The following is a 20,145-nucleotide window of genomic DNA, read 5'->3' as shown; positions in this document are numbered from 1 at the left end:
GAATTCGCTACGGCCCCGGCAAATTTTGCCGGGGCCGTAGCTGTGTGCAAATGCAATTTGATGCGAAATAGATCACATATTGTCTATTTGCGGAGTCGGTCACAAACTGTGACCCACTGTGCGGTTACTGAGCCAACCGGGCCTTGCGGCCAATCGGCACGCGCAGCACCACATCCGTTCCTCCAGTCGGCACGTCGTGCATGCCGAGCGAACCGTCGAGTTCGGCCGACACCAGCGTCCGAACGATCTGCAACCCCAGCCGATCGGACTTCTCCAGGCTGAACCCGTCCGGCAAGCCGCGGCCGTCGTCGTGCACGACAACGTCCAGCCACCGCGCCGAGCGCTCGGCGCGGATTGTCACGCAACCCTGTGTTTTCGTGCCGTCGAAGGCGTGCTCGATGGCGTTTTGCACGAGTTCGGTGATCACCATGATCAACGCGGTGGCGCGGTCAGCGTCCAGCACGCCGAGGTCGCCGACCCGGTTGATGCGGATCGGCGTGTCCCGAATATCAGGGGTCGCAACGTCATTCATGATCGGCAGGATGCGGTCGACCACTTCGTCGAGATTGACCTCCTCGTCCACCGACATCGAAAGCGCGTCGTGCACCAGCGCGATCGACGACACCCGACGCACCGACTCGATCAACGCCTCGCGGCCCTCGGCGTTGTTGGTCCGCCTGGCCTGAAGCCGCAAGAGAGCCGCGACGGTCTGCAGGTTGTTCTTCACGCGGTGGTGGATCTCGCGGATCGTGGCGTCCTTCGACAGCAGCGCGCGATCGCGGCGCTTGACCTCCGTGACGTCTCGGATCAGCACCGCCGCGCCGACCGCGTTGCCGTGCACCACCAGCGGAAGGGTGCGTAGCAGCACCGCCGCTCCCCCGGCATCGACTTCCATCCGCATGCTCGATCCGCCCGCCAACGAGTCACGAACATGGTTGGCCAGTTCCTGCGCCTCGAACGGATCGCCGATCAGCGGTCTCGTCACAGCGACCAGGTTGTGCCCCTCCAGTTCGGCGGCCAGGCCCATGCGGTGATAGGCCGAGATCGCATTCGGGCTGGCGAAGGTGACGACACCGGCTTCATCGAGGCGGATGAACCCGTCGCCGACGCGGGGACTGGACCGAGACATCGCCAAGTCGCCGACATTCGGAAAGGTGCCCTCGGCGAGCATCAGCAGCAGGTCGCCCGCGCAGTCCAGGTAGGCACTCTCCAGCGGACTGGCATTTCGGGCGCCCAGCGAAGTCTGGTGCGTCAGCACCGCCACCACGTTGTTGTTGTATCGCACCGGGACCGCTTCGACCTTCAGCCCCGCGGCGACCTTCGCAGCCGAATTGGAGTTGGACGAATCCTGTTGTGCCGCATCGTTTCCCCGGCCTATCGTGCCCGAATGAAACGCCGCGGTCACCAATGGCAGCTTGCCGCCAGGGCTGACAGTTCCCACGGCGTCGGCCAGCAGCACGGTCGGCGCGGTGTTCGGCCGCACCTGTGCGACACATACCAATACGCCGTCGTCTCGCCTCACCCACATCAGGTAGTCGGCGAACGACAGGTCGGCGAGCAGCTGCCACTCACCCACCACCGCGTGCAGGTGGTCGACGGCACCGCCGGGAAGCATCGTGTGCTCGGCGAGCAGATCACCGAGGGTGGACATCGCGACTTACTCCGGCGCCGGTGTTACGCCAGGGCGCGTCAGCTGATCACCGCGATGAGGTCGCCGGCCTGGATGACATCGCCGACGGACACGCTCACCTTGCTGACGGTGCCGGCGACCTCCGCCAGCACGGGGATTTCCATTTTCATCGACTCCAGCAGCACCAGGGTGTCGCCCTCACCGATCTGGTCGCCCTCATGAACTACGACCTCGAGCACACTGGCTACGATCTCGGCGCGAACATCCTCGGCCATCTTCACCCCTTTCGGCTGCTCCATGCCGCTCTATCGAACCACAACGGCACGATTCGGGTGCGCTGCGAGGTCATGAGACAATGGACGCAAAGCACAACCAGACGGAGGAACCACTATGGCCAAGCGTGGCCGCAAGAAGCGCGACCGCAAGCACTCCAAGGCCAATCACGGCAAGCGGCCCAACGCCGGTTCAAAGTCTGTGGGCGCTAGCCGCGCCGAATGAGGGCCGGCGCGCTTAACCGCCGCCGAATGATGGCCGGCGCGCTTAACCGCGCCGAATGATGGTCGTGCGGCTGATCTCGATGCGCAGCCGCTCACGCAGCCTGTCGGGCGCCTTCTCACCGCCGCACTTCTTCGCGATCAACGACTTGACTCGCTCCTCGACGCCGTAATAGCGCAAGCAGCTGGGGCACTCCTCGAGGTGGTGGCGAAGCTTGTCCCGGGTCTCCGGGGTGCACTCACCGTCCAGCAGCGTCCACACCTCGGCGATGACCGCCGCGCAGTCCGGGTGTTCGGGATCTACCGGGCCCACCGGCGGGGACCAGCGCTCTTCACCGTCACGGTCGCTCACGATGACACCTCCTCGGGCGCCTGCCCGCGGATGAAGCCGCGGTCCCTCGCCACGTCAGCCAACAGGTCGCGCAATTGGCGCCTGCCCCGGTGCAGCCGGGACATCACTGTCCCGATCGGCGTATCCATGATTTCCGCGATCTCCTTATACGGGAAGCCTTCGACGTCGGCGTAGTACACAGCCATCCTGAACTCTTCAGGCAGCGCCTGCAGAGCTTCCTTGATCTCGCTGTCCGGCAACGCCTCCAGCGCCTCCACCTCCGCCGAGCGCAGACCGGTCGAGGAGTGCTCCGCGTTGGCAGCCAACTGCCAGTCGGTGATCTCCTCCGTCGGGTACTCGGAGGGCTGCCGCTGCTTTTTGCGGTAGCTGTTGATGTAGGTGTTGGTCAGGATCCGGTACAGCCACGCCTTCAAGTTGGTGCCCTCGCGGAATGAGCGGAACCCGGCGTAGGCCTTCACCATGGTTTCCTGCAGCAGGTCCTCGGCGTCCGCAGGGTTGCGCGTCATGCGTAGCGCACCGCCGTAGAGCTGGTCGAGCAGCGGAATCGCGTCGCGCTCGAACCGGGCCGTCAACTCGGCGTCGGTCTCCTCGGGCTTGTCGGGAGCCGGCGCGGGCGCCGAATCAGACACCGGCGCGGGCGCCGAATCAGACACCGGCGCGGGCGCCGAATCAGACCCCGACGATTCCGGCTCCGTATTCGGCGCCTGTCCGTCGATGTCGGTCATAGTGGGGAACACCGTCCCTTCCGTTGCGGCGCCGCCAAACAGACCCGGCACGTCGACCGCACGGTCCAGGCATATGGCAGGCACCAAAGACCCCTTCCTTGATCCTAGAGGCTGTAACCGACACGACCCATTTGCGGGCCGAACCGCCCACAACAACAGCGGGCACGGGCACACTTGTTCCCGCATACGCTGACCCCGTGGCGCGTGCGGCAACTCCGGCGATCGCGGCCCTGCTGGCCGCGCAGATCCCATACGAAGTCCTCCAGTACCACCACGACCCCCGCAGTCAGTCGTTCGGCGACGAAGCGGCAGCCGAGCTCGCGCAGCTGGAGGGTGTCAGCCCGCAGCAGGTGTTCAAGACGCTGGTCATCGCGCTGCCCAACGGGCTGGCGGTCGCGGTGATCCCGGTGCCGTCGAAGCTGTCGCTGAAAGCGGCGGCGGCCGCGCTGGGCGCGCCGAAGGCCACGATGGCCGAGCGAGCCGCCGCGGAACGGTCGACGGGCTACGTCATCGGTGGGATATCGCCGTTCGGCCAGCGCAAGTCGTTGCCGACCGTGATCGACGCGTCGGCGCTGCACTGGGACCGGGTGCTGTGCAGCGCCGGGAAGCGCGGTTGGGACGTCGCGGTGCATCCGCAGGATCTGGTCGGGTTGACCAACGCGGTCACCGCCGATATCTGCGTCTGAACTGGGCCGAAATGAGGTTCCAGTACACAAAACCGCGGTTCTGCGTGTCGTAACCTTGATCTCGCCGTGTGTGGGCGTGCGGGCGCGTCCTGCCTCTAGGGTGAGCCCATGTCGCTATCGCAGAAGACCATGTTCATCTCCGGCGCCAGCCGTGGCATCGGCTTGGCGATCGCCAAACGCGCCGCCGCCGACGGCGCCAACATCGCGCTGATCGCAAAGACCGCCGAACCGCATCCGAAACTTCCCGGCACCGTCTACACCGCAGCCAAGGAACTGGAGGAAGCAGGCGGGCAGGCGTTGCCGATCGTCGGCGACATCCGCGACGAGGAGTCGGTTGCTTCGGCGGTGGCGCAGACCGTCGAGCAGTTCGGCGGCATCGACATCTGCGTGAACAACGCGTCGGCGATCAACCTCGGCTCGATCAAAGAGGTGCCGCTTAAGCGATTCGATCTGATGAACGGCATTCAGGTGCGCGGCACCTACACCGTTTCGCAGGCCTGCATCCCGCACATGATCGACCGCGACAACCCGCACATCCTGACGCTGTCGCCGCCGATCCGGTTGGAGCCCGAATGGCTCAAGCCCACCGCATACATGATGGCGAAGTACGGAATGTCGTTGTGCGCGTTGGCGATAGCCGAGGAACTGCGTGAGGACGGCATCGCATCGAATACGCTGTGGCCGCGCACGCTGGTGGCCACCGCCGCGGTGCAGAACCTGCTCGGCGGCGACGAGGCGATGGGCCGCGCACGCAAACCCGACGTGTACGCCGATGCCGCCTACGTCATTCTCAACAAGCCCGCCCGCGAGTACACCGGCAATGCACTGTTGTGTGAGGACGTGCTGCTGGACTCCGGTGTCACCGACCTGTCGATCTACGACTGCGTTCCCGGTTCGCAGCTGGGCGTCGATCTGTGGGTCGACACCCCCAACCCGCCGAATTACACGGGCTCCTAGGCGTATTCGATGACGCCGCGGATGTTTCGGCCTTCGCGCATGTCGGTGATGGCGTCGTTGATCTGGTCCAGCTTGTAGCGCTTGGTGATCAGCTCGTCGAGCTTGAGATGACCATTGCGGTACATGTCCAACAGCATCGGCATACTCGCGCGCGGGTTCATGCCGCCGTAGATCAGGCCCTTGAGGGTCTTGCAGTTCTGCAGCATGTCGACGAGCACCAGCGGCACCATGCTCAGCTCGAACTTCGGGACGGCGGTCATCAGGCAGGTGCCACCCTTGCGTGTCAGCATCAGCGCCGGCGCCAACATCTCAGCGTGGATCACGCTCGGCGTCAGCACCACCCGATCCGCCATCACGCCGCGCGTCACCTCCTTGACCAACGGAAAAGCCTCCTCCATCGACGCGATGGTGTCGGTGGCCCCGAAAAACTTGGCCGAATCACGTTTGAATTCAACGGGATCCACCGCGATCACGGCATTGGCTCCTGCAGCACGGGCACCCTGCACGGCGTTGATCCCCACCCCGCCGGTGCCGACGATGACGACGGTGTCACCCGGTTGGGTGCCGGCGCCGACGGTGCCCGACCCCCAACCGGTCGTCACACCGCAGGACAACAGCGACGCGGCGTGCAGCGGAATCGACGCGTCGAGTTTGATCACGGATTCCTCTGCGAGCACCGCATATTCGGCAAATGTGCCGAGCTGGCAGAAGGCGGTCATGTCCTCGCCGCCGACGTGACGGCGTCGGGCACCGTCGATCGACTCCTTGGTCACCATCGCGGCGCCGTTGTCGCAGAGATAGGTCATCCCCGATACACACCACCGACATCTCCCGCACGCGGGGATGAACGAGAACGACACGGGATCGCCGGGCGCTAGCGACCGGACGCCCTGGCCGACCTCCGCAACCACGCCCGCACCCTCGTGGCCGCCGAGCAGAGGGAAGTAGTCGAACCGCGGCGCACCGATGGCCTCCATCATCGCCGCGAGTTCGGGGGTGGCAACCATGTCGCCGGTGGAGAAGTGATCGTCGGAATGGCAGATCCCGGCGAACGCCATCTTCACCAGCACCTCGCCCGCGCGTGGCGGGTCCAGCGTGATCTCGGTGACGTCCCAGTCCTGCCCGACGCCGCGTAGAACCGCGCCCCGGCACTTCATCGAACACCTCCCCACGGCGTGATACCGAGCCGTCGCAGGCCGTGCGCCGCGGTGGCACGGATCATCCCCATTGCGAACCGGAACTTGCGGCGCGAATACGGATACCAGAGCGCTTCCCGCGCCTGGGTCGGCATCCGCGGCGTCGTAATCGCCTGCGCTCGGCAATATTTCAAGATGCCGTCGGCACCGCCATTGCGGGCGCCGACCCCTGAGTCCTTCCAGCCGGGCATCGGCAGCCCGAATTGGAATCCATTCGCCAGCGCGTCGTTGATGTTGACGGCACCTGCTTCGATCCGGCGCGCGACCCGCTCGCCCCGCGCGAGGTCGCCGGTCCACACCGTCGCAGAAAGCCCGTAGGTGGAATCGTTGGCCAGCCTGATCGCCTCCTCCTCGTCGGCGACCTTCACCACCGGCAGCGTCGGGCCGAACGTCTCCTCCCGCATACAAGCCATCGAGTTGTCGGCATCGGCAAGCACAGTGGGCTCGAAGAAGGTACCGACGCCGGTGGGCTTGCCGCCGGTCGTCACCCGTGCACCACGTGCGACCGCCTCGTCGACGTGGCGCGCGACGATGTCGCGTTGCGCCGCGGTGGCCATCGCGCCGACGTCGAATCGGTACTTGTCGTCGTCATGGCCTTGCCGCAGTTGACTCACCCGGTCGGTGAGTTTCGCGACGAATTCGTCGTAGATGGGGGCCTCGACGTAAACCCGTTCGACGGATACGCAGACCTGTCCGGAGTTGTTCATCCCGCCCCAAGCGATGCCGTTCGCGGCCCGGTCGAGGTCGGCGTCGGCCAACACCACCGCGGGGTCCTTGCCGCCCAGTTCCAGGCTGTAGGGGATCAACCGCTCCGCGCACGCCACGGCCACCTTGCGCCCGGTCGCTGTCGAACCGGTGAAGTGCACATAGTCGGAGTTGGCGATGACCGCGGCGCCCGTGTCGGCGTATCCGGTCGTCAGGGACAGCACCGGCGGTGCGTCGATCTCGCTCCAGCCGCGGACGAATTCGACCGCGCTCAACGGGGTCACCTCCGACGGTTTGAGCAGCACCGCGGCGCCCGCCGCCAGTGCGGCGATGCCGTCGATGGCCGCGTTGGCGAACGGAAAGTTTGACGGGATGATCAACCCGACCACCGGATACGGCCGGTATACCGTCGTCAGTCGCTTGGTCATCATCAGGACGTTGTGCGGCCTCGGATGGCGGTCGGCCAGAAATGCCTCGGCATTGCTCGCCCAGTACTTCAGCAGCCCCGCGGTCAACGGCACCTCGATCGACGCGTCCGCACGCACCTTCCCGGTTTCCGCTTGCACGACATCGGTGAGGCACTCGGCGTTGTCGAGCACCCAATCCTGGAATTTCAACAGCCACGTCTTGCGACCCCGCGGGCCGAGCGCCTCCCACTCGGGCTGGAACAGCCTCAGTTCGCGGGCCTTGGCGGCAACGGTGTCGGCCGAATCGATCGGCACTGACCCGACGATGGTGCCGTCGGCGGGATTGTGCACCTCAATGGTGCCCTGGCGGGTGTCGGGATGGATTGCGGTCATGTGGGGTCCCCCATTTCGCGGCGTTGCTGTAGGTGCGCCGTCAGTCAGAATCCCACCGCCCAGCTGCCGCGACGCGGGTATTTGCATACTCGATTGCGGTCACGCCACGCAGACGTCGACGCCGAACAGCCCGGCAGGCCAGAACAACGCCGTCAACCCGTAGGCGCCGATGTCGGCGCCCGCCGGTATCCGGGTCTGCAAGTGCGTCTCGATCAGCGCAACCTGCTCGGCGTGGAAGAAGGCGAACGTCAAGCCGATCACGACGTAGGGAATCGCCATCCACATCGCGAACTCGATCATCGCCTCGACACTGGCCCGGCGGCTCAACACACGACGCAGCATGGCCTTCACACCAACGCCCGATGGCTTCGCACCCGCCTGCGGACATCAGCAAGCAGCAGATAACTGCCGCCATGGCGGATGAACACCGGCAGGAATCGGTTGACGAAGGCGACCAACAGGAAAAGCCACTCGAACTGGCGTTGCCTGAAACCGCCCCACCGCACCCCCAGCGCATCGCGGAACACCGGCGCTAGGAACCCGACGGTGAGGAACTTCAGCAACGGTCGAAACGGCAGCGCCAGAACCGGATTGATCATCCGCAGGTCCAGCAGATCCCGCAGGTAAGCACGCACGTGGTCGTCGATCTTCACGCGCTGACAGGCCTGTTCCCAGTACGTGTCGAACTCCGCACGCGTCGGCGGCCACTGGTTCTCGGTGACTTGCAGCGTGGTGCCCAGCGTCCACGCGGATCGGTAGAACTGCTCGGCCTGTTCGGGGGTCATAGCGCCGCGCAACAGTTGGTAGGTGTCCTCGAGGCCGACGAAAAGGCATGCGGCGACCCACATCTGCAATTCACGATCGAACGCGTTGTAGCGGACCGGGCTGTCGGCGGTGGACTTGACGTGGCGGTGGGCACCGTTGACGGCTTCCCGGATCGCCGCGCGGTCGTCCGGTCGGCCGAGGATCGCGACCGCCAGATACTGAAACGTCGTGCGGGCCCGCTTCCACGGGTGCTTGAGCAGATTGCCCGAGTCCACCTTGCTTTCACTGACGCCGTAACCCACCTGCGGCCACGACAACTGCATGATCACGTTGGCGGCACCGGCGGCGAACGCCCAGAAGTCCATGGCCTCGGCAACGCTGACGTGCGCATCAGGGTCCCAGCGCGAAGTGCGTCGACGGATGTCGATGCGGCAATCGGTGGACGTCATCCCAGGCACACCGCCGAGACCAGCAGCGCCGGCCACCACAGGACGGCCCGCCAATCGCCGCCGAGCAGCGCCCACAGCACACCGACGGTCAGGTACGGTGCCGCGAGCATGGCCGCGGTGCCGATCCACTCCGCGATCGTCATCTCGAAGCTCAAGACCTGTCTCAATGCGCTGAGCATGAGCGGTTATGTTAATGGCCATTCGGACCGCGATGGCCCGATTTGTGATTGTTCCAGGGGCCACACCAGCCGAATGTGAACGACTGTGCCTACTTCAGCAGCGAACGCACGCTGTCGGCAAACGCGGCGGTGGTGAAGCACGCCGGTTCGGCGAATTCCTCGAGCGTGATCGCGTCGTTCCAGTCGGCGTCCGCGGTGGCCCGCATCAATGGTTTGCTCATCGCGACCGCGTGCGGCGGCAAATCGGCTATGCGAGAACACCATTCGTCGGCGACGGCCAGTAGGTGGTCGTGCTCGACGACTTCCTGCACCAGCCCGAGTCGCAGCGCGGTGTCGGCGTCGATGTGGTCGCCGCGCAGGTAGTACGCGAGTGCGCCCTGATATCCGAGCCGCCTCGTGAGCGCCCAACTGGTGCCGACCTCGGGGAGCAGGCCCAACCTGCCGAAGGCGGGCACGATCACCGCGCGTTCACTGGCAATGACGAGGTCGCACGTCAGCGCCCACGCCAAGCCGACACCCGCCGCGGCGCCGTTGAGCGCGGCGATGAAGATGGTGTCCGACCGCGCGATGAGCCGGGCGATCCCGCCGAATTCGCGGCGGATCCATCGCCACACGTCGGCCACTCCCTCCGGATCGCCGAGCGATTCGATCGCGGTCTTCATCATCTTCAGGTCGCCGCCTGCGCTGAAGCCGGGATCGGCGCCGGTCAGGACGACGCTGTGGACGTCGGGGTCGGCGTCCAAGGCCTCCAGCGCCCGCCGCAACTGCCGCACCAGCGGCGCGGAAAGCACGTTGAGCCGGTGTGACTCGTCGAGCGTGAGCACCGCCCTGTCACCGCGATGGTCGACGTGCACGCGTTGGGGTGCGAGCGGATCATCGCCGGCGGCGACGATCGTGCGGTACATCGAATTCATCTGATTACTCCTCAATATCGTTGGCGCGCAATGCTGTCCATGCGGCCGTCGCGAAGGTTTCGACGACGTCGCGCGGCATGGTCTGGTCGCCGCCGGCTATCCAGTAGCGGCTGAATTCCTGCGCAGGGCCCAGCCAGAGCGCGGCCGTGATCTCGAGTCGTATCGGCCGCAGCACTCCGTATGTTTGGTGCGGGCGCCACCAGTCACCGACGGCGGCGAAGAAACCCCGGTTGGCATCGCGCAGTGCGGCACTGTCGAGTCGGTCGCCGAGCAGCAGCCTGGCCTCGCCGCGATGCCCGCTCACCCACTGCAGGTGATAGGCCACGCCACCTCTGATGCCGCCCTCCGCGGTGCCTTCACCACGCAGCATCTCCACGAATCCCGCCTGGTATTCGCCCATCAACTGCGCGTAGACCGCGGCCGCGAGGGCGGGCTTGTCGGGGAAGTGGTGGTACAGCGCGCCCACACTCACCTTCGCCTCACGCCGAACGTCGTCGAGCGTGGGCACCAGCGCGCCATCGACGGCGAACCGGCGCCGCGCCACGTGCAGCAGCCGGTCCCGAGCGTCCGATCCACCCGAGCGTGGCACGAGAAATACTCTAGCTCTACAGAGGAATCCTCGGTAGGCGGCAGAGCTAGAGCAACGTGGCCTGCTCCGGCTGCGGTTCGGCAGGTTCGATCAACTCGGGACCGTTGTTGCGGATGCTGTTGACCAACCGGGACACCTCACGGATCTCGATGCGGTCGAGGTCGCCGTGGCCGCGCAGTAGACCCTCGTCGATCGGCGCATCGGGGTCCAGCCAGCGATCCCAGTCGTCGCGGCTGATGGTCAGCGGCATGCGGTCGTGAATCTCGGCCAGCGGGCCTGCGGCGTCGGTGGTGATGATGGTGCAACTCAGCAGCGGCGGCGCGTCTTTCGGTGCGTCCGCCTTGTCGCGGGGCCGCCACGTCGACCACAGGCCCGCCATGAACAGCATCTCGCCGTCGCCGCCGTACATGTAGAAGGGAGTTTTCGGCCCCTTCGCCTCACCCATCTTCTTCCACTCGTACCAGCCGTCCATCGGCACCAGACACCGCTTGTTCTTCGCCGAGTTGCGGAACGCGGGCGAGGTGGTGACCTTCTCGGCCCGGGCGTTGATCAGCAGCGGCCCCTTGGTGTCGGGGCCACCGTCCTCTCTCGCCTTGGCCCACGGCGGCACCAGGCCCCAGCGCATCGACCGCACCCGCCGCGTCGACTCGTCGTCGGGTTCGCTGTGTCGTTTGACCACCGTGCTGATGGTGGTGGTCGGCGCGACGTTGTAGTTGGCGGCCACCTCCTTGGCCGCTGCCGCGCTTTCGTCGATGGCCTGGATCTTCTGGGCCAACAAGGCCGGATCGGTGGTCACTGCGAATCGCCCACACATATATCCCATGGTGGCACGGGGAACCGACAGTGCAGGATGTACCTCGTGAACAACTGGCAGGCACCGTCGACGTCGACCCCTGTGCATGCCACCGTGACGATCCCAGGGTCGAAGTCGCTGACGAACCGGGCGCTGGTGCTGGCCGCGCTGGCCACCCCGAACGGGACGTCGACAGTGAGCAACGCGCTGCGCAGCCGTGACACGGACCTGATGATCGGCGCCATGCGGGCACTCGGCGTTGCCGTCGACGGTGATGACTCGGAGTTGACGATCGGCGGTGCCATCGCCCCGCAATCGGGCGCCCGGGTCGACTGCGGGCTCGCGGGCACCGTATTGCGATTCGTCCCGCCGGTGGCGGCGCTGGGCACCGGGACCGTGCTGTTCGACGGTGACGAGCAGGCCCGAACCCGCCCGATCGCGCCGCTGCTCGACGCCCTGCGCGGGCTCGGTGTCGACGTCGACGGTGATGGCCTTCCGTTCGCGGTGCGCGGGGCGGGGTCCGTGGCAGGCGGCACGGTGCAGATCGACGCCTCCGCGTCGTCACAGTTCGTCTCCGGTCTGCTGCTGTCAGGGGCCGCGTTCACCGACGGGCTCACCATCGTCCACACCGGCGACTCCGTTCCTTCCGCACCGCACATTGCGATGACCGTGTCGATGCTGCGCGAAGCTGGGGTGGCCGTCGACGACAGTGCGGCCAATCGCTGGCATGTGGCGCCAGGCCCAATTGCGGCGCGCGACTGGACCATCGAGCCCGATCTGTCCAACGCGGTGCCGTTCCTGGCCGCGGCGGTGGTCAGCGGAGGCAGTGTGCGGGTGACCGGCTGGCCGGAGGACAGCATCCAACCCGCAGCCGACGTCTTCGCGGTCCTGCAAAAGTTGGGTTCCGTTGTCCGAGGTGGAAATTCCTACTTGGAGGTGCAAGGCACCCGCATCTACGGCGGCATCGACGTCGATCTACGCGACGTCGGCGAGTTGACACCCGCGGTGGCTGCTCTCGCGGCGTTGGCCTCGGACGGTTCGGTCTCGCAGTTGAGTGGGATCGCGCACCTGCGCGGCCACGAAACGGATCGACTGGCAGCGCTGCGCACGGAGATCAACCGGCTCGGTGGCCAGTGCGAGGAGACACCCGACGGGCTGCGCATCACCGCCCGACCGCTGCACGGCGGCTTGTGGCGGTCGTATGCCGACCATCGGATGGCGACGGCGGGTGCGATTGTGGGCCTGCGGGTGCCCGGCGTCGAAGTGGAAGACATTGGCACGACGGGCAAGACGCTGCCCGGGTTCCCGCAACTATGGGCCGAGATGCTCGAAGGGCAGGCCGATTGAGCCCTCGCGAGTACGACGAGTCCGATGTCCGGGTACGACCCGGCCGGGGCTCGCGGCCGCGAACCAAGACACGCCCGGATCATGCTGACGCGCAGGAAGCCATGGTGGTCACCGTCGACCGCGGCCGGTGGGGTTGCGCGCTGGGCGCAGATCCTGACCGGCGGGTCACCGCGATGCGGGCCAGGGAGCTGGGTCGCACCCCGATCGTGGTCGGTGACGAGGTCGGCATCGTCGGCGATCTGTCCGGGAAACCGGACACCCTGGCCCGCATCGTCCGCCGCGGTGACAGGCGAACGGTGTTGCGGCGCACTGCTGATGACACCGATCCGACCGAGCGGGTGGTGGTCGCCAACGCCGACCAGTTGCTGATCGTGGTGGCGTTGGCCGACCCGCCGCCGCGCACCGGCCTTGTCGAGCGTGCGCTGATCGCGGCCTACGCAGGCGGCCTCGACCCGATCCTGTGCCTGACCAAGACCGACCTGGCGCCGCCCGAACCGTTCGCCGCGCAGTTCGCCGATCTCGACCTGACGATCACCACCGCGGGCCGCGACGACCCGCTGGATGTCGTCGCGCCGCTGCTCACCGACAGGGTGACGGTGTTGCTCGGGCATTCCGGTGTCGGCAAGTCGACCTTGGTGAATCGTCTTGTGCCCGATGCAGACAGGGCGACCGGTGAGGTCACCGATGTCGGCAAGGGCCGACACACGTCGACGCAGTCGATCGCGCTGCCGCTGAGCTTCGGCGGCTGGATCATCGATACCCCGGGCATCCGATCGTTCGGGTTGGCGCACATCGAACCTGACGACGTCCTGCTGGCGTTCTCGGATCTGTCCGAGGCGATCAAGAACTGCCCACGCGGGTGCGGGCACATGGGACCGCCCGCCGACCCGGAGTGCGCGTTGGACACGCTGACGGGACCGGCCGCGGGCCGGGTTGCCGCGGCGCGACGACTGCTGGCGGCACTGCGCGAGGCTGACCCGCGCAACAACTGAGGCCCTCCCATGGGAGGGCCTCAGCGGGTCGATGGTGATCAGGGGCGGTAGCCGGGCTCGAAGTGCTGGATGCGCCACACACCGTGGTGGCCGTGCCAGCCGGGCATCGCCTGCGGTGCGGGGTGAGCGTGGACGCCTGGGCTGTAGAAGTGGCCAGGGACGGTCGGCTGGGTGGTGGCGGCGGCGGCGGCAGTGCCCGCCATTCCGACGGCGGCGCCGCCGATGACACCTGCCGAGACGATGGAAAGGGCGAAGGTGCGTGCGAAGTTGATGGTCATTTCGAATTCCCCTGTGTGAGTTGGCTTTTGGTCTCGTGCCCCGGTGTTTTCCGGCGATGAACCAAGAATGCTCGCCCCGGCGGTCGTTGTATGTCCGGTGATCGGCCCGCGCACCGGCGGAATTGGCGGTCCCCCGATCGGGGGAACTAGGCTCGGGATCGTGAGCCAGGTACCCGCGATCACGCTCAACGACGGCGCGCGCATCCCGCAATTGGGGTTCGGCACCTACAAGATCCATCCCAATGAGACCGCGTCTGCGGTCGCGACGGCTTTGGATGTCGGTTACCGGCACATCGACACCGCGCAGATGTACGGAAACGAGCAGGGCGTCGGGCAGGCCATCCGCGATGCGGGCATCGACCGAGCAGAAGTGTTCGTCACCAGCAAGCTCAACAACGGCTTCCACAAACCCGACGATGCGCGGCGCGTCTTCGATGGCACACTCGCCGCGCTCGGCTTCGAGTACGTCGACCTGTTCTTGATCCACTGGCCGCTGCCGACACGCTATGACGGCGATTTCGTCTCGACGTGGCGCACGCTCGAGGAGTTCAAGAACGACGGCCGGGCCCGCAGCATCGGAGTGTCGAATTTTCAGGTATCACACCTACAGCGACTGGCTCGCGAGACGGACACCATTCCGGCGGTCAATCAGATCGAGGTGCACCCGTATTTCGGCAACGAAGAAGTGCGCGACTATGGACGCGAGCATGGCATCGTGACCGAAGCCTGGGCGCCCATCGCGCGCGGCACGGTGGTGAACGATCCCGACGTCACGGCCCTCGCGGCCGCGGTGGGCAAGTCACCGGCACAGGTGGTGTTGCGCTGGCACATTCAACGCGGTGACGTGGTGTTCCCGAAATCGGTGACGCCGCAACGGATCGCCGAGAACTTCTCGCTGTTCGACTTCGAACTCGACGACACCGACATGGCCGCGCTCGCCGCGCTGGACAAGGGTGAGGCCGGCAGGACCGGGGCCAACCCCGATGAGTTCGACAACGTCGACACCTAGCCGCGCGAGTAGAGTGCGGAAGTGACCGAACTAGGCTTTTTGAACCGCACGCGCGAGGGCTATGACCTCACCGCAACCGAATACGCCGACCGGTTCCACGACCACTTGCACAACAAGCCGCTCGATCGCGCGATGCTCAGCGGATTCGCCGGTTTGGTCAAGCCCAACGGGCTGATCGCCGACGTCGGCTGCGGCACTGGGGCAACGTCGCGCATGTTCGCCGATCACGGACTCGACGTCGTCGGTATCGACCTGTCCCCCAATATGATTGCCGAGGCGAGACAACTCAACCCCGGTCTCAGATTCGAGGTCGGGTCCATGACGAACCTGGCCTTCGACGACGGCTTCTTCGACGGGATCTGTGCGTGGTATTCCGTCATCCACGTACCCGACGACACACTGCCCCAAGTCTTTTCGGAGTTCTTCCGGGTGTTGCGGCCGGGCGGCGTGGCATTAGCTGCTTTCCAAGTGGGCGACCGGCCACGCAGTTTCACCGAGATGTTCGGTGCGCAGGTGTCGTTGACGTTCTACCGGCGCCAGCCCGACACCGTAGCGCTGATGTTGGAAGACGCGGGCCTGCAGCCGTACGCGGGCTTGGTGCGTGAACCCGACGACGACGGCTTTGAATCGACGCCACACGCCTACCTGATCGCGCGTCGAACGTGAGCGTGTGTGCGACATTTCGCTGAAATGCCGCACACAGCTTCACGTTCGGCTAGTTACCCCGCTTGGCGCGGCGGCGGGCGCGCACGGCGGCGATGGCCGACTTGAGTCCGCTGCGCTGGGCAGGCTCGAGGTCGACGAACATCCGCTCGCTACGGGTCTCCGGCGCATCATCGGCGGTGTCGCGCAGGTACTTCTCCGGCAACGACAGCTTGGCGATGGTCCGCCAGGTCTTGCCGTACTGAACCAGGAACGAGCCCGTCGTATACGGCAGGTCGTACTTGTCGAACACCTGCCGCACCCGTATCGAGATTTCGTGAAGCCGATTGCTCGGCAGGTCCGGATACAGATGGTGCTCGATCTGATGGCACAGGTTGCCGCTCATGAACCGCAGCACCGGACCGTTCTCGAAATTCGCACTGCCGAGCAACTGGCGCAGATACCACTCGCCCTTGCTCTCGCCCGCCATGTCGGTCTTGGTGAATTTCTCTGCGCCGTCGGGGAAATGCCCGCAGAAGATCACGGCGTTGGCCCAGACGTTGCGGATGACGTTCGCTATCGCGTTGGCCTTCATCGTCGACTTGTAGGTCGCGCGGGGTGACAGCGAGGTCAGCGCCGGATACGCGACATAGTCCTTGAACACCTGCCGGCCCGCCTTGCCCGAGAACTCGCGCAGCCGCACCATGGTGGCGTCGCGGTCATCGCGACCCTTGAACATCCTGCCGAGTTCCAGGTGCTGCAGCCCGACGCCCCACTCGAAGCCGATCGCGAGCATCGTGTTGAAGAACAGGTTGCCCAGGTTGAAGGGCTTCCACTTGTCGTCACGGGTGACGCGCAGCAGGCCGTAGCCCACGTCGTCGTCCATGCCGAGGATGTTCGTGTACTTGTGGTGCATGAAATTGTGGGTGAACCGCCAGTGTTTGGCGGAGCCGCTCATGTCCCATTCCCACGTGGTGGAGTGAATCTCGGGATCGTTCATCCAATCCCATTGGCCATGCATGACGTTGTGGCCGATTTCCATGTTCTCGATGATCTTGGCCACGCCCAGGGTCACGGTGCCCGCCCACCACGCCGAGCGGCGTGAGCTTGCCGCGAGGATCAGCCGACCCGCCACCTCCAGTGCCCGCTGGGCGGCGATGGTGCGGCGAATGTAGCGCGCGTCGCGCTCGCCCCGGGAGTCCTCGATGTCCTGGCGTATAGCGTCCAGCTCGAATGCGAGCCCGTCGATATCGGCTTCGGTCAGATGCGCGAATGCCGGTACGTCCGTTATTGCCATGTTTTTCCTCCCTTCCTCTACCTACGCTACCGTAACCTACGAACCCGTAAGTTACCAGTCAGTAAAGGTTAGACGTCCAGTACGCAATCGCCAGATGCAGCGGAAACGCATGTCTGGATACGGGTACCCGGTTCGTGCTCGATTCCGGTGCGCAGATCGCGGACGTGGCCCTCGATCAGGCCCACCACACACGATTGGCAGATGCCCATCCGGCAGCCGAACGGCATTTGGATCCCGACGCGTTCTCCCGCGTCCATCAGCGGGGTCGCGGCATCGACCGTGATCGTCTTCCCGGTGCGTGCGAACTCCACCGTGCCGCCCTGCCCGTGGACGGCAGCCTTCGACACTGCGAAGCGTTCCAGATGGAGGCGCTCGGCGATGCCCGCAGCCGACCAGACGCCCTCCGCCTGATCCAGCATGCCCTCCGGACCGCAAGCCCATGTCTGCCGCTGACGCCAGTCGGGCACCTCGTCGTCGAGCCGAGACAGGTCGAGGCGCCCTTGGGTGCGTGTGGACCGCAGCCGGATCCGGTAGCCGTCGTGACTGCGCTGCAGATCGGCCAGCTCGCTGGCGAACATCACATCGGATTCCGTTGGGGCCGAATGCAAATGGATCACATCGGTGACCTGTTCGCGGCGGGCCAGTGTGCGCAGCATCGACATCACCGGCGTGATACCGGAGCCTGCGGTGATGAACAGCACCGAAGCGGGCGCCGGGTCGGGCATCACGAAGTTGCCTTGCGGCGCCGCCAACCGGACGACGGTCCCCGGTTCGAGCCCATCGACCAGGTGGGTCGACAAGAACCCCTCGGGCATCGCCTTGACCGTGATGGTGATGATGCGCGCGCCGGTCACCGGGCTCGACGTCAATGAGTAGGACCGCCACCGCCAGCGGCCGTCGACCAATACGCCGATGCCGATGTACTGACCCGGCTGATAGTCGAACGAAAAGCCCCAGCCGGGCTTGATCACCAACGTGGCGGAGTCGACGGTCTCGCGGCGTACCTCCAACACCCGCCCGCGCAATTCCCGCGCCGACCACAGCGGGTTCGCCAGCTTGAGGTAATCATCGGGCAGCAGAGGTGTGGTGAGCCGCTCGGCGATGGCGCGCGCGGCGTCCCAGCCGCGATGCTTACCCGCACCGGCGACGGTGGGCCGCTCAGTGTCCGTGAGAACGGCTGCGGGCCTGCTTGTGCTGTATTTCTTGCCCAACGAAAGCTCCTGCCCCAGTTTCAGGATCGCGCTCCCCATTCGGGAAGCACCAGTCCGGGAGACAGAACCTACGGTACCGTAGGTTCTCCTCTTGAGCCAAGGGAGCACCATCAGAGCAGCTCGAGAAGGAACGGCAGCTCTTGCGGGGCGTACCAGGCCAGATCGTGATCCTGGGCGTCCCCGACAGTGAATTCGGCATCCTCATCGCCGAGGTCGGAGGCATCGATCGCCTCGATCGCAGGCAGCACCGCAGGTTCGGCGTCGGCGTTGTCGACGAAGGCGGCGATCACGTCGTCATACGCCAGCGGCCCCGCAAGCCGCACCACCGCGTCGTCGAGATCCGGGCGCGCGGTCGCGTCCTCGACGTCGGCGACCACCACGACTCGCCGCGGCGGAAGGTCCGATGTGCCCTCGCCGGACAACAGCCGTAGCGACGCCAGCGCGGCATCGCGCAGCGCGACGTCGGCCAGTTCGTCGTCGTCGCCCTCGGCATAGGCCTCGCGCAGCGTCGGCGTCACCGCGAACGCGGTCCCGCTGCGGACGTGCAGCACTCGATCGGCGACCAGTTGCTGCAGCATGGCCAGGGTCGCGGGAACATAGACGCGCACTCAAGGAGGTTAGCCGCTATTGCGCGGCTTCCAGCAGTTCGTCCAGCGATTCGCGCAGCAGCGAAGGGAACACGCCGACATCGCTCATCGCGTCGCGGTCGGCGTTGATACCGAAGTACAGCATGCCGTTGTAGGACGTCACCCCGATCGCCAGCACCTGGTTGTTCAACAACGGCGGCACCGAATATGTCTCCAGCAGCTTGGTACCCGCGACGAACATCTGCTTCTGCGCGCCAGGCACATTCGTGATCAGCAGATTGAACTGGCGCGCGGAGAACGTGGTCGCTACCCGAATACCCATGGCGTGCAAGGTCGGTGGCGCAAATCCAGACAGGGTGACGATGGTCCTTGCATCGACGAAGCTGGCGTGGGTCGGATGCGATTCGGTGGCGTGCGAGACCTGGGACAGCCGCACCACGGCGTTGCCCTCCCCCACCGGCAGATCGACGAGGAACGGCGTCACCTCGCTGATCGCCTGCCCTGGCGCGGTGGAATCGAGTTCCGCATCGGGGTACACCGACATCGGCGCCATCGCGCGCACCGTCGTCGACGATGTCACCGGTTCTCCGCGCGACATCAGCCAGTTCCGCAGGGCTCCCGCCACCACAGCGAGCACGATGTCGTTGATGTCGCACTCGTAGCGCGCCCGCACCGTGCGGTAGTCGTCGAGACGGTGGGCAGCAACGGTGAAGCGCCGGTTACGTGAAACCGTGGTGTTCAACGGACTGTTCGGCGCCGTTCCACGGGCGACGGTGCGGGCCACATTGACGACGCGGCGGCCGACCTCGACGAGCTGACCGGCGTTGGTGGCCACCTCGGTCACCGCCGATCGGACGGCCGCCATCTGTTCGGCGGGCCGCATGATCCACTCGCCCACCGCTCCCAACACCAGCTGACGGTCGCTCGGCTCACGCGCGGGAATCCAGATGTCCTCACCGAACTCCGGCGGCTTCTGCGTGCGATCGGCGATCACGTGCCCGATCGCCAGCGCTGTCACCCCATTCACCAGCGCCTGATGCGACTTGGTGTAGATCGCGATGCGATTGCGGGCCAGGCCCTCGATCAGGTACATCTCCCACAGCGGACGCGACTTGTCCAGCGGCCGCGAGCCGAGCCGCGCAATGAGCTCGTGTAGCTGCGCGTCGCTGCCCGGCGACGGCAACGCCGACCGACGGATGTGGTAGGTGATGTCGAAGTCCCTGTCGTCGATCCACACCGGCCGGGCCAGGCCGAGCGTCACCTCGCGCACCTTCTGGCGGTAGCGCGGGATCTGCGGCAGCCGCTGCTCGACGGTGGCCAGCAGGGTTTCATAGCTCAGCCCGTTGCGCGGCTTGCGCAGAATCGACAACGTGCCCACATACATCGGGGTCGCGGTGTCCTCCAGGTGATAAAACGACGCGTCCGCCGCTGACAACCTGGTCACCATGCGGTGCGCCCCCCTCTACACATTCATCACTGGTACTGACCCCCGTGCAGGCTATCGGCCGGATCCGGGTCCCCGCATCACGGGTGCATTCGGCGGGTCCA

General features: G+C 65.9%; 24 protein-coding genes. 7 read left to right on the top strand and 17 right to left on the bottom strand.

Annotated features, from left to right (window positions below; all coding sequences use genetic code 11):
• Positions 1-124: 124 nt before the first annotated feature.
• Positions 125-1,651, bottom strand: coding sequence for a sensor histidine kinase (locus tag ACGFK1_RS08060; RefSeq protein WP_393427702.1), 1,527 nt, complete (start codon positions 1,649-1,651; stop codon positions 125-127).
• Between the two features lie 38 nt (positions 1,652-1,689).
• On the bottom strand, positions 1,690-1,905 hold the full coding sequence (locus tag ACGFK1_RS08055) for a biotin/lipoyl-binding carrier protein (RefSeq protein ID WP_006245864.1): 216 nt from the start codon (positions 1,903-1,905) through the stop codon (positions 1,690-1,692).
• A gap of 115 nt (positions 1,906-2,020) precedes the next feature.
• On the opposite strand from ACGFK1_RS08055, the gene ACGFK1_RS08050 reads away from it, so the two are divergent.
• On the top strand, positions 2,021-2,128 hold the full coding sequence (locus tag ACGFK1_RS08050) for a 50S ribosomal protein bL37 (protein WP_393427701.1): 108 nt from the start codon (positions 2,021-2,023) through the stop codon (positions 2,126-2,128).
• A gap of 42 nt (positions 2,129-2,170) precedes the next feature.
• Here ACGFK1_RS08050 and rsrA read toward each other — a convergent pair whose 3' ends face one another.
• Positions 2,171-2,476, bottom strand: a complete 306-nt coding sequence (gene rsrA / locus ACGFK1_RS08045) for a mycothiol system anti-sigma-R factor (protein WP_393427700.1) — start codon at positions 2,474-2,476, stop codon at positions 2,171-2,173.
• Positions 2,473-3,270: a sigma-70 family RNA polymerase sigma factor gene (locus ACGFK1_RS08040; RefSeq protein ID WP_393427889.1), complete on the bottom strand. Its 798-nt coding sequence runs from the start codon at positions 3,268-3,270 to the stop codon at positions 2,473-2,475. Before ACGFK1_RS08040 ends, rsrA begins: the two co-directional genes overlap by 4 nt.
• A 128-nt stretch (positions 3,271-3,398) precedes the next feature.
• On the opposite strand from ACGFK1_RS08040, the gene ybaK reads away from it, so the two are divergent.
• Entirely contained in the window at positions 3,399-3,887 is a 489-nt protein-coding gene (gene ybaK / locus ACGFK1_RS08035) for a Cys-tRNA(Pro) deacylase (protein WP_393427699.1), read from the top strand.
• Positions 3,888-3,995: 108 nt separating this feature from the next.
• A complete protein-coding gene (locus ACGFK1_RS08030; protein WP_393427698.1) occupies positions 3,996-4,844 on the top strand; it encodes an SDR family oxidoreductase in 849 nt (282 codons plus the stop codon).
• Here ACGFK1_RS08030 and ACGFK1_RS08025 read toward each other — a convergent pair.
• From ACGFK1_RS08025 to ACGFK1_RS07990, 8 genes are all read right to left on the bottom strand, one after another.
• Complete coding sequence (locus tag ACGFK1_RS08025; protein ID WP_393427697.1) at positions 4,841-6,001, bottom strand: NDMA-dependent alcohol dehydrogenase; 1,161 nt, start codon at positions 5,999-6,001, stop codon at positions 4,841-4,843. The two genes, ACGFK1_RS08030 and ACGFK1_RS08025, sit on opposite strands and share 4 nt — an antisense overlap.
• Positions 5,998-7,545, bottom strand: coding sequence for an aldehyde dehydrogenase family protein (locus tag ACGFK1_RS08020; protein WP_393427696.1), 1,548 nt, complete (start codon positions 7,543-7,545; stop codon positions 5,998-6,000). The genes ACGFK1_RS08025 and ACGFK1_RS08020 overlap by 4 nt, the downstream gene beginning before the upstream one ends.
• A 99-nt stretch (positions 7,546-7,644) precedes the next feature.
• Positions 7,645-7,887, bottom strand: a complete 243-nt coding sequence (locus tag ACGFK1_RS08015; RefSeq protein WP_393427695.1) for a hypothetical protein — start codon at positions 7,885-7,887, stop codon at positions 7,645-7,647.
• A 5-nt stretch (positions 7,888-7,892) separates the two neighbouring features.
• On the bottom strand, positions 7,893-8,759 hold the full coding sequence (locus ACGFK1_RS08010; protein WP_393427694.1) for an oxygenase MpaB family protein: 867 nt from the start codon (positions 8,757-8,759) through the stop codon (positions 7,893-7,895).
• A complete protein-coding gene (locus ACGFK1_RS08005) occupies positions 8,756-8,938 on the bottom strand; it encodes a hypothetical protein (RefSeq protein ID WP_393427693.1) in 183 nt (60 codons plus the stop codon). The genes ACGFK1_RS08010 and ACGFK1_RS08005 overlap by 4 nt, the downstream gene beginning before the upstream one ends.
• 89 nt (positions 8,939-9,027) lie before the next feature.
• Positions 9,028-9,852 carry an enoyl-CoA hydratase/isomerase family protein gene (locus ACGFK1_RS08000; RefSeq protein ID WP_393427692.1) on the bottom strand — a complete coding sequence of 275 codons (825 nt, stop codon included), beginning with the start codon at positions 9,850-9,852 and terminating at the stop codon, positions 9,028-9,030.
• Positions 9,853-9,856: 4 nt separating this feature from the next.
• Positions 9,857-10,441: a TetR/AcrR family transcriptional regulator gene (locus tag ACGFK1_RS07995; RefSeq protein WP_393427691.1), complete on the bottom strand. Its 585-nt coding sequence runs from the start codon at positions 10,439-10,441 to the stop codon at positions 9,857-9,859.
• A gap of 46 nt (positions 10,442-10,487) precedes the next feature.
• On the bottom strand, positions 10,488-11,255 hold the full coding sequence (locus tag ACGFK1_RS07990) for an SOS response-associated peptidase (protein WP_393427690.1): 768 nt from the start codon (positions 11,253-11,255) through the stop codon (positions 10,488-10,490).
• 36 nt (positions 11,256-11,291) lie between these two features.
• Between ACGFK1_RS07990 and aroA the strand changes: the two genes are divergently transcribed.
• Positions 11,292-12,581, top strand: a complete 1,290-nt coding sequence (aroA, locus tag ACGFK1_RS07985; protein WP_393427689.1) for a 3-phosphoshikimate 1-carboxyvinyltransferase — start codon at positions 11,292-11,294, stop codon at positions 12,579-12,581.
• The gene (gene rsgA, locus ACGFK1_RS07980) at positions 12,578-13,573 is read left to right on the top strand and encodes a ribosome small subunit-dependent GTPase A (RefSeq protein ID WP_393427688.1); all 996 of its coding nucleotides are present in this window, start codon (positions 12,578-12,580) and stop codon (positions 13,571-13,573) included. Before aroA ends, rsgA begins: the two co-directional genes overlap by 4 nt.
• Positions 13,574-13,611: 38 nt before the next feature.
• Here rsgA and ACGFK1_RS07975 read toward each other — a convergent pair whose 3' ends face one another.
• Complete coding sequence (locus ACGFK1_RS07975) at positions 13,612-13,851, bottom strand: hypothetical protein (protein WP_393427687.1); 240 nt, start codon at positions 13,849-13,851, stop codon at positions 13,612-13,614.
• A gap of 160 nt (positions 13,852-14,011) precedes the next feature.
• Here ACGFK1_RS07975 and ACGFK1_RS07970 point away from each other — a divergent pair, with 160 nt between their 5' ends.
• Positions 14,012-14,860 (top strand): aldo/keto reductase, encoded by an 849-nt coding sequence (locus tag ACGFK1_RS07970; RefSeq protein ID WP_393427686.1) that lies wholly within the window; start codon positions 14,012-14,014, stop codon positions 14,858-14,860.
• A gap of 21 nt (positions 14,861-14,881) precedes the next feature.
• Complete coding sequence (locus tag ACGFK1_RS07965; protein ID WP_393427685.1) at positions 14,882-15,526, top strand: class I SAM-dependent methyltransferase; 645 nt, start codon at positions 14,882-14,884, stop codon at positions 15,524-15,526.
• 49 nt (positions 15,527-15,575) lie between these two features.
• Here the strand turns inward: ACGFK1_RS07965 and ACGFK1_RS07960 are convergent, their stop codons facing one another.
• The 4 genes from ACGFK1_RS07960 to ACGFK1_RS07945 form a co-directional block, all read right to left on the bottom strand.
• Positions 15,576-16,799 (bottom strand): fatty acid desaturase family protein, encoded by a 1,224-nt coding sequence (locus ACGFK1_RS07960; RefSeq protein ID WP_393427684.1) that lies wholly within the window; start codon positions 16,797-16,799, stop codon positions 15,576-15,578.
• Positions 16,800-16,867: 68 nt separating this feature from the next.
• Positions 16,868-18,049, bottom strand: a complete 1,182-nt coding sequence (locus ACGFK1_RS07955) for a ferredoxin reductase (RefSeq protein ID WP_393427683.1) — start codon at positions 18,047-18,049, stop codon at positions 16,868-16,870.
• Between the two features lie 71 nt (positions 18,050-18,120).
• Positions 18,121-18,618: a DUF6912 family protein gene (locus ACGFK1_RS07950; RefSeq protein ID WP_393427682.1), complete on the bottom strand. Its 498-nt coding sequence runs from the start codon at positions 18,616-18,618 to the stop codon at positions 18,121-18,123.
• A 16-nt stretch (positions 18,619-18,634) separates the two neighbouring features.
• Positions 18,635-20,044, bottom strand: coding sequence for a wax ester/triacylglycerol synthase family O-acyltransferase (locus ACGFK1_RS07945; protein ID WP_393427681.1), 1,410 nt, complete (start codon positions 20,042-20,044; stop codon positions 18,635-18,637).
• Between the last annotated feature and the right edge of the window lie 101 nt (positions 20,045-20,145).

The organism is Mycobacterium sp. NPDC048908, assembly GCF_043197955.1.
Classification (GTDB): domain Bacteria; phylum Actinomycetota; class Actinomycetes; order Mycobacteriales; family Mycobacteriaceae; genus Mycobacterium.
The sequence above is the reverse complement of the archived record's forward strand: the minus strand, read 5'-3'. Positions and strand labels throughout refer to the sequence as shown.